The sequence below is a fragment of the Streptomyces sp. NPDC037242 genome (assembly GCF_055604165.1).
In genome coordinates this window covers 86825-102111 of sequence record NZ_JBVJUY010000006.1, presented here as the reverse complement: position 1 = coordinate 102111, position 15287 = coordinate 86825, and the positions used below count along the sequence as shown (strand labels likewise).

The window sequence follows — 15287 nt, the reverse complement described above, 5'->3', positions numbered from 1 at the left end:
CCTCAAAAAAAGGCCCCACCCTCTCTCGGGGTGCTGTGGGCCCCGCCCGGGGGGGGGGGGGGGGGTGCTCCCCCCCCCCCCCCCCCCCCCCCCCCCCCGCGGCCGGTGCGGTGATCGGCGACGGCAGGACGTTCATGGCGTGGCGGGGTGTCACAGGGGACCAGCGGGTCTTCTGGAGCGAGTTGCGAGGCGGGACCTGGACCGGGCAGCAGCCCGTCCCCGACGCCTACGGCAGCAGCGGGGTCGCCCTGGCGGGCCCGTCCAACGGCCCGCTGCACATGGCGTGGAAGGGCGTGGAGGGCGACCAGCGGATCTGGTGGAACCGGTACGACGGCTCCGCGTGGTCCGGTGGGCAGCCCGTGCCCGGCGCGGGCAGCAGCGTGGGCCCGGCGCTGGCCCCGTACTCCGGGGTCTTCATGGCGTGGAAGGGCGTGGAGGGCGACCAGCGGATCTGGTGGAACCGGTACGTGTACGGGCAGTGGACGCCGCCCCAGCAAGTCCCCGGGGCCCTCACGAGTTTCGCGCCCGCACTGGCCGTCAACCACATCGGGACCTACGGCGAACCCGTCATGGCGTGGAAGGGCGCCGACGGGGACCAGCGGATCTGGTGGAGCACCTATCAGGGCGGCGATTCCGGCCAGAACACCTGGACGGGACCGCGGCCCGTCGACGGGGCCGCCACCAGCGCCGGTGTCGCGCTGGCCGGACCGCCCGGGGGCGGGCTGTTCATGGCGTGGAAGGGCGTACAGGGCGACCAGCGGATCTGGTGGAGCCGGCTCTACCCGGGCGGTGGGGCCTGGACCGCGCCCCAGCCGGTCGCGGGGGCGAGCAGCGGCGTCGGGCCGGCCCTCGCCTTCTACGGCGGGTTCGTCCAGATGACGTGGAAGGGGGTCGACGGCGACGAGCGCATCTGGTGGAGCCGGATCTACCCGAACAGCGGGGGGTGGAGCGCGCCGCAGCTGGTCGGCGGTGCGATGACGGCCTTCCGTCCGGCGCTGGGCACCATCGGCAACTGAGTTCCCAATATGGGGACCACTCCCCGCTTCTGCTACTGTCGGCAGCCTAAGCGGGGAGTGGTCCCCGTTTCCATGCGAGGAGGAACCCCCATGAGCGCCGCGACACTTGGGGAGATGGCACCCGCGGGCACCGACATCGCCGTCGACCCGTACCCGGTCTACGCGGCCCTGCGGGACAAGGGCCCCGTGCACCGCGTCCTCGTCCCCGAATCCGGCGAGACCTGGCTCGTCCTCGGCCGGGACGAGGTCCGAACCGCGCTCACCGACCCCAGGCTGCGCAACGACATCCGCCACTCCTCCTCCTGGCAGGACGACGGCGGCCACGCCATCGGGCTCAACATGCTCCAGACCGACGGGGCCCAGCACGCCCGGCTGCGCACCCTGGTCGCCCGCGAGTTCACCGCGGGCCGCGTCCAGGCCCTGCGGCCCCGTGTCCAGCAGATCGCCGACGCCCTGCTCGACGGTCTGCTCGACGCCCTCCCCCAGGACGGCGCCGTCGACCTCGTCGCCGAGTACGCGCTGCCCCTGCCGCTGACGGTCATCTGCGAGCTGCTCGGCGTACCGGCCGGGGACCAACGGGACTTCCGCACGTGGTCGAACGAGATCGTGGCACCTTCGTCGCCCGCGGCGGCCGGCGCCGCCGTAGCCGAGATGACCGGCTACTTCGCCGCACTGATCCGGCGCAAGGGCGGCGCTCCCGCCGGCGGCCCGGGCGCGGATCCGGCAGCGGATCCGGGCGCCGACCTGATGGGTGCGCTCGTCGCGGCATCCGCGCGGGAGGGCGGGCTGTCCCCCGAGGAACTGCTCGGCATGGCCTTCCTCCTACTCGTCGCCGGCCACGAGACCACCGTGAACCTGATCTCCGGCGGTGTACTGAACCTGCTGCGCCACCCGGACCAGCTCGCCGCCCTGCGCGCCGACACGGGCCTGCTCGACGGCGCCGTCGAGGAGATGCTGCGCTACGAAGGGCCCGTCGCCGCCGCCGCGTTCCGCTTCGCCGCCGAGCCGGTGGAGATCGGCGGCACCCTCATACCCGCCGGTGACAGCGTGATGCTCTCGCTGGCCGCGGCCTCCCGCGACCCCCGGCATTTCCCCGACCCGGACCGCTTCGACATCCGCCGGGCGCCCCGGGGGCACCTGGCCTTCGGCCACGGGGTCCATCACTGCCTGGGCGCCCCGCTCGCCCGCGTCGAAGGCTCGATCGCGCTCGCGACCCTGCTGCGACGCCTGCCCGGCCTCGCCCTGGACGCCGCTCCCGAATCCCTGACCTGGCGGTCCGGCACCATGCTCCGGGGCCTGACGGAACTGCCGGTGCGCTGGACCCCGTAGTCGGCCGATGGTAGGTGTATCCGCCACTGAGCCTTCGTTTTGGCGCGGAACCAGCGGCTTGCGCGGCCCTGCCGACGGCAGACTGGGCAGATCAGCGACCCCGACCACGAGGATGGCCCGTGCCCGTACCGATCATCATCGACTGCGACCCGGGGCACGACGACGCCCTCGCGATCATGCTGGCGGCAGCCGACCCCGCGATCGACCTGCTCGCCATCACCACCGTCGCCGGCAACCAGACCCTGGAGAAGACCACGCTCAACGCCCGCCGCGTGTGCACGGTGGCGGGGATCACCGGCGTACCCATCGCGGCCGGCTGCGACCGGCCGCTGCTCCAGCCGCTGGCCGTCGCGGACGACGTGCACGGCGAATCCGGACTGGACGGACCGGAGTTCCCCGAGCCCACGGTCGAGGTGGTGCCCGAGCACGCGGTGGAGCTGATCCACCGGATCCTCATGGAACACCCGGAGCCGGTCACATTGGTACCGACGGCCCCGCTGACCAACATCGCCCTGCTGCTGACCCGCTATCCCGACAGTGCGGCCCGCATCCGCGAGATCGTACTGATGGGCGGCTCCACCGACCGGGGAAACCGCACCCCGGCAGCCGAGTTCAACATCCACGGGGACCCGGAAGCCGCCGACATCGTCTTCCGCAGCGGGGTGCCCGTGACCATGTGCGGGCTCAACGTCACCCATCAGGCCCTGGCCACACCGCAGGTACTGGCCCGCTTCGAAGGACTCGGCACCGAGCTCGGGCACATCTGCGCGGAGCTGCTGTCCTACTTCGCCTCCACCTACAACCGCCTGTGGGGCATGCCGCACCCGCCGCTGCACGACCCCGTCGCGGTGGCCCGGGTCATCGACGCGGCGATCGTGGGCTGCGTCGACGCGAACGTCACGGTGGAACTGCACGGCCAGTACACCCGGGGGGCCACCGTGGTGGACCTCCACCAGTACCTCGACCGCCCCGTGAACGCGCAGGTCGCGGTGACCCTCGACACCGAACGCTTCTGGGACCGCATGGTCGGCGCCGTCGCGGCCCTCGGCGCCCGGCGCACCCCGTAGGCCCCGCCGGGTCAGCCCGCGATCGGGTACAGCATCCCGCGCCGGCCCGCCGGCGAGGCCAGCCACTCCAGCTTCTCGGCCGTGTCGGTGCCCGGCAGCGGGGTCTGGAGCACGATCGACAGGTCGGGGCGGGCCGGGACCCGCAGCGTGGTCGACTCCACGTGCATCGCGCCGACGACGGGGTGTTCCATGTGCTTCTGGAGCTGGCCGCCCGGCCGGACGTCCCGCCGCTCCCACAGGGTGACGAACTCCGGGCTGAGTTCGCGCGCCTCCTCCAGGACCGCCTGGAACCCCTCGTCCTCGGGGTGTTCGGCACAGGCCGCCCGGAACTGGGCCACGACCTCGCAGGCGATCTCCTCCCAATGCGTGGAGCGGGCCCGGTAGATGGGGTCGGTGAAGAAGGCGATCAGGCAGTTCTGCACGATCTCCGGGCGCATCCCGAACACCAGCGCGGCCGCGTCGTTGTACATCACGGTGTTCCAGTACGCGTCCATGATGTGCGCGGGGAACGGCATCCAGGCGTCGATCAGCCGCTTCAGGCCGTGGCACATGTCCCGGTCGCCCGGAGCGACTTCGAGCGCCGGTGGATTGAGCCCCGACAGGACGTACAGGTGCCGGCGCTCGGCGCTGCTCAGCTTCAGCACCCGGCTCACCGCGTCCAGCACCTGCGCGGACACCGTGATGTCGCGGCCCTGCTCCAGCCACTGGTACCAGGAGACCCCGACCCCGGCCAGAACGGCGACCTCCTCGCGGCGCAGGCCCGGAGTGCGGCGGCGGGCCCCGCCGTCCGGCAGCCCCGCCTCGGCCGGGCTGACCCTGGCGCGCCGGCTCATCAGGAACTCGCGCAGTTCCGCCCTGCGGTACTTGTCGATCGGTGTCGCCACGAACTCCCCCTGTCGGCTGCCTGGTGGTGCCAGCAACAGGATAAGTTCCCACTCTTCACGGACATTCCCGCTCCGTGAGGGTAGTGCTCATGGCGATCGACACACATACGACAACGACGACAACCACCGCGCCGCACACGGCGGCTCCCGCGGACGACCGGCTCTCCGGCCGGGCCAAGCTGGTCCTCTTCGTCCTCTGCGCCGCCCAGTTCATGGTGGCGCTCGACTTCTCCGTACTGAACGTGGCCCTGCCGGTGCTCGGCAAGGACCTGGGCATGAGCCGGTCCGCCCTCCAGTGGGCGGTCACCGCCTTCGCGCTGCCCTCCGGCGGCTTCCTGCTCCTCTTCGGCCGGATCGCCGATCTCTACGGCCGCAAGAAGCTCTTCCTGACCGGCCTCGTACTCTTCGCCGCGGCCTCGCTCCTCGCCACCCTCGCCTGGGACCCGGCGTCCTTCCTGGCCGGGCGCGCCCTTCAGGGCCTGGGCGCGGCGGTGATCGTGCCGACCGGCATGTCCCTGCTGACCACCACCTTCCCCGAGGGGCCCCAGCGCGACCGGGCGCTCGGCATCTCCGGCACCCTGCTGTCCCTCGGCTTCACCATCGGCATGGTGCTCGGCGGTGTCATGACCGACACCCTCGGCTGGCGCTCCACGATGGGCCTGCTCGCGGTCGCCGCGGTGTTCGTGCTGGCGCTCGCCCCCGGGCTGCTGCCCGAGTCGCGCACCCCGGAGCGGCCGCGGCTGGACGTACCGGGTGCCGTCACCGTCACCGGTGGTCTGCTCGCGCTGATCTACGCCCTGTCGACGGCCGCCCAGCACGGCTTCGGCGGCGCGGACGTCCAGGTCACGCTGGCTGCCGGACTGGTGCTGCTCGCCGCCTTCGTGGTGGCGGAGTCGAGGTCGGCGGCCCCGCTCGTCTCGCTGCCGATGCTGAAGCGGCGTACGGTCGCCTGGGGCAACATCGCCGGTCTGGTGACCTTCTCGATGATGTCGACGGTCGTCTTCGTGCTGACGCTCTACCTCCAGGAGACGCTGGAGCTGTCGTCCTTCCGGACCGGTCTGGTCTTCGGAATCCAGGGCATCGCCTCCGTCTTCGCCGGCGCGTACGCCCCGAAGGTCATCGGCCGCTTCGGCGCCCGCCGCACGCTGGTCGCCTCGCTGCTCGGCCAGGGGCTGTTCACCGCCGCCCTGCTCGCCGTGGGCAGCGGCTCCGGCGCCCTGCTCGCGACCGTCGCCGTGTCGGTGGCGAGCATGTTCCACCTCGGCGCGATCATCTCGTACGGGCTGACCGTGACGAGCGGAGTGCCCGACGGGGAGCAGGGACTCGCCACCGGCCTGGTCACCACCACGCAGCAGGTCGGCCTCACGATCGGCATCCCGCTGCTCGGCGTCCTGGCCACCACTCAGGCCTCGCTCTTCGACGGGGTGCGGACGGTCCTGGCGATCGACGCCGCGATCATGGTGGGCGCGGCGCTCCTGGTGGCGATCGGCCTCGGCCGCCGGAAGGCCTGAGCCGTACGGCAGCCGACACCGAAGCGGGACGGGCCTCGTGCCCGGCCCGCTTCGCCGTCGTCTCCCGGGGGTCAGCCGGCGATGGGCGAGACGGCGACGCAGCCGCCCGCGGTGGCCAGGTCCTCGCCCGACTTCTCCGCGATGGTCCTGCCCTTGTAGACGATCCGGCAGCTGATGCCGGCGCTCGTGGTGTCCGCGGCGTCCGCCGCGACCGGCAGGACGGTCGGCGGCATGATGCCGCGCAGGGTGACCGTCTTCGACCACGGGAGCGCGGGCTTGTCCGCGGTCGCCAGCTTGGGGTCGGTCGCGGTGCCCTCGCCGCCGGAGTACTGGATGGAGGCCACGTCCTTGCCGGTGACCTCGTAGGTGACCTGGTAGGTGTCGTCGACCACCTTGTCGACCTTTTCGACCGTCTCGGCGCCGCCTGAGCACGCGCTCGCCCCGAGGAGGAGCGCGGCGGCGGCGATTGCGGTGCGGGCGGAGCGGTGCATGGGTGCGTCCTTCACGGCGGAGCAGGCGGATGGCCTACGCAATCGCAAAGGCGCCGCAAAGTCAAAACGGCTCAGCGGCCCAATGCCGGTCGGATGGCGTTGCGCCAGACCGTCACGTCCAGCGTGATGTATTTGCTGGGCGAATCCTCGGGCGCGAAGCCCTGGACCGTCAGGAGGCCCAGGTGTCCCGCTCCGGTGATGACGCAGACCTGCCGCCCCTTGGACAGCTTGTTGACGTAGACGTTCTGCGTGAAGCGGGTGTCCTCGCGGCAGGCGGCCAGCGAGCCCTCCTGCCCGGGATCGAGCAGCACCAGTTGTCCGCCCTCGCTCTCCGCATCGAGGTACCACCCGGTGTCGTAGGAGAGCTCGTAGCCGCCGTCCTCGCCCTGCTGGGGGCGCAGCGAGTCGTCGCTGAGCGTCAGGTGGTAGCCGGCCGTGAGGTTGATGCCCTTGTGGTGGACGGGCTTCGGATCGGCCTTGGCGCTCGGCTTGGGCGAGCTCTGTCCGCCGCTGCCGGCATCGTCGGAGCCGGCATGGTCGGAGCCGCCGCCGCCCTGTGCCTGCCGCCCCTTGTCGTTGTCCTTGAGCGCGACGTACGCAGCGCCGCCGCCCACGACGGTGAACACCAACGCGGCCGCGAGGGCCAGGAGCGCGCCCCGCCTGCCCGCGCGCTGCGGGGGCCGGGCCGCCGGGGCCCCCGGGTAGGCCGGCATGTGCGTCGGGGCGTAGGCGTGGGCATGCGCCGCGGACGGTACGGGGACGGGCGGCGCCGCGGAGTGGGGTGGCGGCGTGCGGTACGGCTGAGGCGGCTGGTACGCCGGGGCCGGCCCGTAGCCCGGAGGCGGGGTGGCGGCCGCGGGTGCAGTGGCGGCCGCTGGCGGGGCTGCGACCGGGCGCGCCGGCGCGGTGGGCGTGTAGCCGACGGACGGCGCGACGGTGGGCGGCGGCGGGGTCTGGACCGGCGCGGGGGCGGCCGCGCGGACCGTGATGTCGGCAGCGACCGGACCCGGCAGCCAGTCCTCGGGCCGGCGCAGCACCGTCTCCGCGTTCGCCGCCTGGCAGAGCGCGATGACCTCGGGGATCGACGGCCTGGCTCCGGGGTCCTTGGCCAGGCAGCGGGTGACCAGTTCCGTCAGTCGCGCCGGCACCCCGCTGAGGTCGGGCTCCTCGTGGACGATCCGGTAGAGCACGCCGTGCGAGGTCCCCTCCCCGAAGGCGGGGGATCCCGTGGCTGCGTACGCCGCGACCTGGCCCAGCGCGAAGATGTCGGTGGCCGCGGTGACCTTGCGCCCCGCCGCCTGCTCGGGCGCCATGAAGGAGGGCGTGCCGATGGTGACGCCGCTGCCGGTGAGGGAGGTCGCGTCGGCGGCGTAGGCGATGCCGAAGTCGATGACGCGGGGGCCGTCGGCGGCGAGCAGCACGTTCGACGGCTTGAGGTCGCGGTGCACGATGCCCGCGCCGTGGATCACGTGCAGGGCCTCGGCCATGCCCGCGACGAGCAGCAGCACCGCCTCGACGGGCAGGGCGCCGTGCGCGACGACGGCGTCGGCCAGCGAGGGGCCAGGGACGTACGCCGTGGCCAGCCAGGGCTGCGCGCCGGCGGTGTCGGCGTCGATGACCGGAGCGGTGAACAGGCCCTGCACGCGCTGCGCGGACTGCACCTCCTGGGCGAACCGCCGCCGGAACTCGGGGTCTTCGCCGAATTCCGGGCGGATCACCTTGATCGCCACCGGCCGCCCGCCCGGCGTGTACGACAGGTACACCTTGCCCATGCCGCCCGCGCCCAGCTTGGCGGCCAGCCGGTACCCCGCGATGGTGGTCGGATCGTCTCCCGTCAGCGGCTGGAAAACCTGTGCGGAACCGCCCGGGCCGGACTGCTGACCACTCATCAATTCATGTCTCCCACGCAGAACGCCGATCTCGCAGGGCACCCTATCCAAAGACTTGGCCGAACCGGCCGCCCTCAACAGCGGGTGTTGTTAGCCTTCCTGGACACTGCGCTGTTCATGGGGAGGCAGTCGATGCGGGCACGCCTGGTATTCGTCCACGGGATCGGCGGCACTCGCGATCCGGACCGCGAACTCACCGCCTGGACAGGGTCATTGGCAACCGGCATGCGGGAGGCCGGGCACTCGCAGGCGGCCCGCGAACTGCTCACCGGCAACCTGGCCGAGTGCGTGTTCGCCCACTACGCGGACCTGTTCGGATCCGGCCAGGCCCAAGGCGGGGCCGGGGCCGATGCACCCGGTGACGCGGAGGCCGAGATCCTCTCGGAGCTCCTCGTCGCCTGGGTGGACGGCCTGTCCGAGGAGCACGCGGACGGCGACGGCGGTGACGACGACGAGTGGGACCGCCGGACCCTCGAACACGCCCGGGCCCAGGCCGCGCCGAAGGCACAGGAACAGGGAAGCCTGGAAGTCGTCCGCCGCGCCCTGAACGTGGCGACCACGCTGATGGCCCTCAAACCCTGGGGCGCCGCCGCGCGGTGGGTCACCCCCAAACTGATGGTGAGCCACCTGACCCAAGTGGCCCGCTACCTGGCGCGCGCCGAGGCCGACGCGCACGGCACCGGCCTGGACCGCCGGATCCGCGCCCGGGTGGCCGAGGCGATCGGGGACGGACCGGCGGTGGTGGTCGCGCATTCGCTGGGGACGATCGTCGCGCTGGAATCGCTGCACGAACTCGCCGCGCCCGCACCGCTGTTCGTCACCCTGGGGTCTCCGATCGCCATGCGGACCGTGGTGTGGCCGCGGCTCTCCCCCCGGCCTCCGAGCGCGCCGGGAACCGTGGCGCGATGGCTGAACTTCTGGGACCGGGACGACATCATCGCCGTACGCCCCCACCTGGAACGGGACGTGCGCGCCAACCCCGCGGGGGTCGTCCCGGTCAGCCGGCGTGTCGACTCCGACGGCACCTGGGTCCACTCCGCCGAGAAGTACCTCGCCCAGCCGGCCGTCGCCGGCCCCGTCGCCGAAGCCCTGACCCTCCCGGCGGACGGGCCCGGCGGCGGCGGCGCGGGATGACCCGGCGCAGGACGGCCCGCCGGCACGTCCTGGTGGTCGCGCCGCAGTGCGCGTCGATGGAGCACCTGACACGCCTGGAGGAGGCGGCCGGCGGACTGTACGGGGTGCTGGCGGACCCCGCGCTCGGCGGGTGCGAACCCGGGCTGCCCGACGGGCGGTCCGCGCTCGTCACCGGCGACGACCTCACCAGCGGGGTGGTACGGGACACGGTGCACGAGGCGGTCCGCCACGCGGCGGAGCGCGGCGCGACACTGGTCCTCGCCCTCCTCGGCCACGGCTTCGCCCCCGGCCTCAGCAGCACCCTCCACCTCATGTGCGCCGACTCCACGGAGGACCTGCGGCAGGACTCCGTGAACGTGAGCGAACTCCTGACCGTCGCCGCGGACCACCCCGGGGTGGCCGGCGTACTGGGCATCATCGACACCTGCCACGCGGCCGGAGCGCCGCCCGCGGCCCAGGACCTGACCGCGGGCGCACGCGGCGGCCGCACCCGGCTGGGCCTGCTGATGGCCTCGTCACTGGGCCAGCCCGCCGTCGACCTCTCCTTCTCCCGGCACCTGGCCGCCGTCGTACGGGCCGGTCTGCCGGGCGCGGGCGGAACGCTGCGCGTGGGCGAGGTGCTCGACGCGCTGCGCGCCGTGGTCGTGGGGCAGAACCTCACCGGCTTCGACTTCGACGGGGACGGCGCGGCCAGGGAGCCGCTGTGGGTCGCCCGCAACGCACGGGTCCGCGACGGCCTGCTGGGCGGCCTCGGCGGCAGGCTCGCCGCGGAGGAGCTGACCGAGGCCCTCGCGGCCATGGACCCCCTGATGCCCGTACCGGACATCACCGCGGACGTGCACGCGGCGAGACGGTGCCGTGAGCAACTCCGGGGGCTGCCGGCCTCCCCGGCCCGTGAGCGCGCGCTGCGCGGTGTCGACGGGCTGCTCGTCGCGGTACGCACCGTCGAGTTCCTCCGGGGCTGGATCGGCGGCGACCTGACCTCCACCCGCATCCGGCACGCGCTGTACACCATGCTGGCGGCCGAGGGCCGGCTGCCGGCCGACGACCCGAACCCGACCGATGTGGCCGTCATCGACGAGCTCACCTTCAACCATCCCGCCACCGACGTGGACGGCAGACGCTCCGTCGCCCGGTTCGTGGCGCTGCTGGCACAGGCCTGCGGGAAGGATCTGGGTGACCCCGAACTGCGCGCCTGGGGACACCGGATCGAAGCCCCCGTCGAGGTGAACGACGCCATCGTGCACGCCCTGCGGCGTACGGACAGCCAGCGGCTCGGCCTCGTCGTCAGCCTGCACTCCTCCCTCACCGGAGACTGGCCCGAAGTGCTCGACGGCTGGCTGCTGCTGGACGGGGCGATGATCCACCACGAGCAGTTCCCCAACGAGGCCGCGGACAAGCGGGGAGCGGAGAGCGCCGTCGAGGCAGCGGTGCAGTGGGCCGAGGAGCACGCCGCCACCCTCGAACTGCCGCTGAAACGCCTCGACCTGGCCGTCCCCAGCGGACTGCTGCTGGCCTGGCGGCCCGAGGAGGCGGGAGCCGCCATGCTGCTGGGCATCCGCTACGACGTGCGCCTGCACTGGAGCAGCCGCCTGACCCCCGATGCCGTACTGCGCAGCATCGAAGCCGTGGTCGCCGAGCGCTGGGAGGCGATCGCGGAGTGCCGGGCGGGCACGCCCGTCGACTGGCTGCCCCACGAGGACCTCGCCGATCCGCAGATCCTGCGCGACCACCTGCGCTTCGGCCGCTACGCGCGCGGCATCGGCCTGACCCGGCATCCCGGCGCCGACGCCCGGCTGATGGAGATGCTCCTGGCCTACACGCCGGTCCTGCTGTGGCCGCATGCGGCGGACGGCTTCCCCAAGGAGCGGCACGGCTGCCTGGACCGGAACTGGTGGGCCATGCCGGGCGCGTTGGCGCGCGCCTACCGAGACCGCTGGCGGGGAGACGCGAACGCCGGGCTGGCCGATCTCCGCGCCGTCTGGGACGACGAGGACTGGCTGCGCTTCTGCAAGTCCTTCAGGACCTCGACCCCGCCCGCCCGCACCCGAGACGAGGGGACCCCATGACCTGGGACGCGTACTACCGGGGGGACGGCGTGAAGAGGGCCGCCGTCCCGCTGCCCGAACCGCCGCCCTGGCGCACCTTCCCCATCCGCTCGGCGGCCGCGGTGTTCCAGCCGCCGGAGGGGCTGACCGACGCCGTGAACGCGGCGCTCGCGCTGCGCCGGCCGCTGCTGATCACTGGTGGCCCGGGCACCGGAAAGTCCACGGTCATCGAGCAGGTGTCCACGGAGCTGACGCTGGGGCCCGTACTGCGCTGGCACATCACCTCGCGCAGTTCGCTCGCGGACGCGCTCTACCGCTACGACGCCCTCGGCCGCATCCACGCCCACCGGCTCCAGCAGGAGAAGGCGCGGGCGGGCGGGAACCCCGCCGCGGACGTCGACGTGGACGACATCGCCGCCTTCCTGACGCTCGGCCCGCTGGGGACCGCGCTGCTGCCCTCGACGCGGCCGCGCGCCCTGCTCATCGACGAGATCGACAAGGCCGACCTCGACCTCCCCGGGGACCTGCTCGACGTGCTGGAGCGCGGCGAGTTCCGCATCACCGAGCTGATGCGCGAGGAACAGCACACCGCGCGCGTACGGACATGGGAGAGCAACGTGCGGCACGTGGTGGAGGACGGCCACGTGCAGTGCACCGAGTTCCCGTTCATCGTGATGACGAGCAACGGCGAACAGGAGCTTCCGGCGCCGTTCCTGCGTCGCTGCGTGCGCTACACCATGCCCAAGCCGACGGCCGCGCTGATCCGTGACGTGGTACGCGGCCACCTGGGGATGGAGGTCGGCGATTCGGGTCCGGCGGCCGAGCTCGTCGACGATTTCGTACGCCGGGTCGCGTCGGGCGAGAGCGTGGCCGTCGACCAGCTCCTGGGCACGCTGCACCTCCTGGACGGGCCCGCCCGGTCGGACGCGGCCGAGCGCGAGCGGCTCATCACCCTCCTGATGAGGGACCTCTCGGGTGCCTGAGGGGTCAGCGGGGTCCACCGAGCCCGCCGGAGCCGCCGAGCCCGCCGGAGCCGCCGAGCCCGCCGGGTCCCCGGCCCCGCACGGCGACCCGCTGACGGCCGTGGCCTCGGCGCTGCACGCGCTGGGCCGGGAGCTGGACGGCCTCTCCCTCGCCGAGCTGCTCTGGCTCGCCGCCGGTACTCAGGCCCGCCCGGGGACCGGTCCCGCGGACCCGGCGGATCCGGCAGCGGCCCCGCCGGGCTCCCCCGGCGCGCAGGACCCGCGCGAGCGGATCGGCGAGTGGGGCCGCCTGCGCAGGCCGGTGTACGGTCCCGCGGCGCCGGGCGGCGCGGCACTGCCCGCCCGCGAAGTGTCCGTACCGGGAGGCTCCGCGCTCCCCCGCGCCCGGGAGATCGCCCGTGCCCTGCGCCCCCTGCGCCGGCCCTGGGCGGCGGGGCGCAGGCAGCAACTGGACGTCGCGCGGACGGTGGCCCGCTACGCCCGCAGCGGTGAGCTGCTGCCCGCGTTCAGCCCGGCTCCGGAGCGCTGGTTCGACCTGTCCGTCGTGGTCGACCGGTCGCCGACCATGGCCGTCTGGGGCCAGACCGTCGACGAACTGCTGAAGGTGCTGGCCACGACCGGGGCCTTCCGTACGCTCCGGGTCCGGGAGGTCGACACCTGGGAGGCGGCGGCAGAGGAGGAGCCCCGGGTCCGGGTGCCCCAGAAGGCCGCCGGGACGGCGCGCCAGCGCCGGCTGACCCTGGTCGTCTCGGACTGCGTGCCGGGCGCCGGCGCCGACAACTGGCTCTGGGGCCAGGTGCACGCCTGGGCCGGCGCCACCCCGACCGTGCTCGTGAACCCGCTGCCCCCGAAGATCTGGCGGCACTCCGGTCTCGACCTCCCTGCGGTCAAGGTGACCACTCCCGGTGCGCCGGGCGTCCACAACGCCCAACTGCGCTTCCTGGCACCGCCGCTGCTGGAGGACGCGTTCGCCCCTCCGGGCGGCCGCTCGGACCGTTGGCTGCCGCTGCCGGTCGTCGGCCTGTCCCCGCGTTCCGTCGCGCGCTGGGCCCGCACCCTGATGCGGGGCGACCCCGGCGGCTGTGACGCGGTCCTGGTGCCGGAGCCGGGGCTGCTCGGCCGGCCGGCCGCTCCCCCGGGCGCCCCGCCGGACGCCGGGCAGCTCGTCGAGGCGTTCCTGCACCGCGCCTCGGCGAACGCCGTACGTCTGGCCGTGCTCTGCTCCCCGTACCCGCGCATGCACTCCGGGCTGCTGCACCTGGTGCGCCAGGAGCTGGTCCCGGAGGCGAGTGCGGCCGACATGGCCGAGGTGGTCGTCGGCGGCCTGGTGTCGGTCGAGGAGGGCGAGCCCGGGCGGGGCGGCCCGGTGCTCCGGTTCCGGGACGGCGTGCGCGAACGGCTGGCCCCCAGGCTGGGCGCGCGCGACGCGGCGCGCACCCGTGATGCGGTGAGCCGGTTCATGGCCGCGCACACCGCGGCCCCTTCGCGCGTCCCCGCCCTCGTTCCCGACGTGGAGGGGGGCGGCGAGGTCACTGCGGACCACGCACCGTTCGCCGAGGTACACCCGGAGGTCCTCGGGGAGGAGCCGCCACCTGCCGGGGAATCCGAATCACGGACGCTGCCCCTGACTCCACCGGTCGGGGCCGGCGCATCCGGCCGCCCCGTCCAGTCCGCGCGGGTCCGGCCGTACTTCTTCCTCAGCTACGCGCACACGCCGCGCTACGGCGCGACCGGTGCGGACCCCGACATGTGGGTCGAACGGCTCTACAACGATCTGTGCGGGCATGTGATGGCCTTGACGGACCTGCCGAGGGGGTACCCGGTGGGGTTCATGGACCGGGAGATCCGCACCGGCGAGGGCTGGTCGGAGCGGCTGGCTACGGCGCTGGCCGACTGCCGGGTCTTCGTCCCCCTGTACTCGCCGCGCTACTTCGCCAGCGAGATGTGCGGGAAGGAGTGGTACGCCTTCGCCCAACGCACCGCCCAGCACAGCTCGTTCAGCAGTCAGCCGACCGAGGCCATCGTGCCCGCGCTGTGGGTGCCGGTGCCGCCGTCCCAACTTCCGGCTCCCGCCGAGCGGTTGCAGTTCACCCACAGCGCCTTCGGCGAGCGCTACGTCACCGACGGGCTGTACGGCCTGCTCAAGCTCCGCGCCTACGCCGAGGAGTACGAGCGGGCGGTGTACGAACTCGCCAAGCGGATCGTCCGCGTCGGCGAGTCCGTCCGGCTCGACCCCGTCCGTCCCGTGGACTATCGGACGGTGCCGAGCGCCTTCGGCACGCCCCAGTCGTACCGGGGCAGTCTGCGGATCGCCGTGGCGGCCCCCACGCGGGAGAACCTCCCGGAGGGGCGCAGCCCCGACTACTACGGGAACCTCCCCGACGACTGGAACCCGTATCACCCCCGGTCCGTGAAGCCGCTCGCCCATGCGGCCGCCGACCTGGCGTACCAACTGAACAACCAGGTGGACGTCTCCACGCTCGAAGACGAGGTGATCCTGGCGAGGCAGCGCAGGGTCTCCGGTCCCTTGATCCTGCTCGTGGACCTCTGGGCACTGGAGGTTCCTGCCATCAGCAGAGCGCTGTCCGCCCTGGACACGTTCGATTCACCGGGGACGAGCATCGTCGTCGCCTGGAGCCCCCAGGACCGGCAGAGCCGTGAGGCGGCGCCCCGTCTGAGCAATCAGCTGGCCACCACTGTCCCGAACCTGCTGCGCCGGAGCGAACGGCCCGCCCAGCCAGTGCTCGACTTCGAGAACTTCAACGATCTGATGCCCCAGGCCCTGACCGGTGCCTACGAGGACTTCCTCAGACCAGCCCCCCGGTCGCGGAGGGCCGACTCGTCCTTCAGTGAACGACCCCGCCTCTACGACCCGCTCGGCCGACCCCCCGCCGGGCCCGGTTCCGGTGGCGGGGGCAATCCCCCGTAGCTACCG

General features: G+C 73.3%; 11 protein-coding genes. 8 read left to right on the top strand and 3 right to left on the bottom strand.

Going from position 1 to position 15287, the window contains the following annotated elements:
* Positions 1 to 134: 134 nt before the first annotated feature.
* The 3 genes from ACZ7GJ_RS09900 (at position 135) to ACZ7GJ_RS09890 (ending at position 3412) form a co-directional block, all read left to right on the top strand.
* Entirely contained in the window at positions 135 to 1016 is an 882-nt protein-coding gene (locus ACZ7GJ_RS09900; RefSeq protein ID WP_470750642.1) for a hypothetical protein, read from the top strand.
* A 90-nt stretch (positions 1017 to 1106) separates the two neighbouring features.
* The gene (locus ACZ7GJ_RS09895) at positions 1107 to 2345 is read left to right on the top strand and encodes a cytochrome P450 family protein (RefSeq protein ID WP_470750641.1); all 1239 of its coding nucleotides are present in this window, start codon (positions 1107 to 1109) and stop codon (positions 2343 to 2345) included.
* Positions 2346 to 2464: 119 nt separating this feature from the next.
* Positions 2465 to 3412, top strand: a complete 948-nt coding sequence (locus ACZ7GJ_RS09890; RefSeq protein WP_470750640.1) for a nucleoside hydrolase — start codon at positions 2465 to 2467, stop codon at positions 3410 to 3412.
* Positions 3413 to 3423: 11 nt separating this feature from the next.
* Here the strand turns inward: ACZ7GJ_RS09890 and ACZ7GJ_RS09885 are convergent, their stop codons facing one another.
* Positions 3424 to 4245, bottom strand: coding sequence for a helix-turn-helix transcriptional regulator (locus tag ACZ7GJ_RS09885; protein ID WP_470750790.1), 822 nt, complete (start codon positions 4243 to 4245; stop codon positions 3424 to 3426).
* A 140-nt stretch (positions 4246 to 4385) separates the two neighbouring features.
* Here ACZ7GJ_RS09885 and ACZ7GJ_RS09880 point away from each other — a divergent pair, with 140 nt between their 5' ends.
* Positions 4386 to 5807, top strand: coding sequence for an MFS transporter (locus tag ACZ7GJ_RS09880; protein ID WP_470750639.1), 1422 nt, complete (start codon positions 4386 to 4388; stop codon positions 5805 to 5807).
* 71 nt (positions 5808 to 5878) lie between these two features.
* On the opposite strand, the gene ACZ7GJ_RS09875 is transcribed toward ACZ7GJ_RS09880, so the two are convergent.
* Together ACZ7GJ_RS09875 and ACZ7GJ_RS09870 are read right to left on the bottom strand one after the other, a co-directional pair.
* On the bottom strand, positions 5879 to 6298 hold the full coding sequence (locus ACZ7GJ_RS09875) for an MmpS family transport accessory protein (protein ID WP_470750638.1): 420 nt from the start codon (positions 6296 to 6298) through the stop codon (positions 5879 to 5881).
* Positions 6299 to 6369: 71 nt separating this feature from the next.
* Positions 6370 to 8187, bottom strand: a complete 1818-nt coding sequence (locus ACZ7GJ_RS09870; protein WP_470750637.1) for a serine/threonine-protein kinase — start codon at positions 8185 to 8187, stop codon at positions 6370 to 6372.
* 132 nt (positions 8188 to 8319) lie between these two features.
* Between ACZ7GJ_RS09870 and ACZ7GJ_RS09865 the strand changes: the two genes are divergently transcribed.
* The 4 genes from ACZ7GJ_RS09865 to ACZ7GJ_RS09850 are packed head-to-tail and all read left to right on the top strand — an operon-like array spanning position 8320 to position 15281.
* A complete protein-coding gene (locus ACZ7GJ_RS09865; protein WP_470750636.1) occupies positions 8320 to 9321 on the top strand; it encodes a lipase family protein in 1002 nt (333 codons plus the stop codon).
* Positions 9318 to 11390: a vWA-MoxR associated conflict system protein gene (locus tag ACZ7GJ_RS09860; protein ID WP_470750635.1), complete on the top strand. Its 2073-nt coding sequence runs from the start codon at positions 9318 to 9320 to the stop codon at positions 11388 to 11390. The genes ACZ7GJ_RS09865 and ACZ7GJ_RS09860 overlap by 4 nt, the downstream gene beginning before the upstream one ends.
* Positions 11387 to 12352, top strand: a complete 966-nt coding sequence (locus ACZ7GJ_RS09855) for an AAA family ATPase (RefSeq protein WP_470750634.1) — start codon at positions 11387 to 11389, stop codon at positions 12350 to 12352. Before ACZ7GJ_RS09860 ends, ACZ7GJ_RS09855 begins: the two co-directional genes overlap by 4 nt.
* Positions 12345 to 15281 (top strand): TIR-like protein FxsC, encoded by a 2937-nt coding sequence (locus ACZ7GJ_RS09850; RefSeq protein ID WP_470750633.1) that lies wholly within the window; start codon positions 12345 to 12347, stop codon positions 15279 to 15281. Before ACZ7GJ_RS09855 ends, ACZ7GJ_RS09850 begins: the two co-directional genes overlap by 8 nt.
* Positions 15282 to 15287: the final 6 nt, after the last annotated feature.

Excerpts from the sequence above, each read along its gene's own strand:
- ACZ7GJ_RS09895 (WP_470750641.1), top strand. The coding sequence starts at position 1,107 with ATGAGCGCCGCGACACTTGGGGAGATGGCACCCGCGGGCACCGACATC.
- ACZ7GJ_RS09875 (WP_470750638.1), bottom strand. The coding sequence starts at position 6,298 with ATGCACCGCTCCGCCCGCACCGCAATCGCCGCCGCCGCGCTCCTCCTC.
- ACZ7GJ_RS09900 (WP_470750642.1), top strand. The coding sequence starts at position 135 with ATGGCGTGGCGGGGTGTCACAGGGGACCAGCGGGTCTTCTGGAGCGAG.
- ACZ7GJ_RS09885 (WP_470750790.1), bottom strand. The coding sequence starts at position 4,245 with ATGAGCCGGCGCGCCAGGGTCAGCCCGGCCGAGGCGGGGCTGCCGGAC.
- ACZ7GJ_RS09860 (WP_470750635.1), top strand. The coding sequence starts at position 9,318 with ATGACCCGGCGCAGGACGGCCCGCCGGCACGTCCTGGTGGTCGCGCCG.
- ACZ7GJ_RS09870 (WP_470750637.1), bottom strand. The coding sequence starts at position 8,187 with ATGAGTGGTCAGCAGTCCGGCCCGGGCGGTTCCGCACAGGTTTTCCAG.
- ACZ7GJ_RS09855 (WP_470750634.1), top strand. The coding sequence starts at position 11,387 with ATGACCTGGGACGCGTACTACCGGGGGGACGGCGTGAAGAGGGCCGCC.
- ACZ7GJ_RS09880 (WP_470750639.1), top strand. The coding sequence starts at position 4,386 with ATGGCGATCGACACACATACGACAACGACGACAACCACCGCGCCGCAC.
- ACZ7GJ_RS09865 (WP_470750636.1), top strand. The coding sequence starts at position 8,320 with ATGCGGGCACGCCTGGTATTCGTCCACGGGATCGGCGGCACTCGCGAT.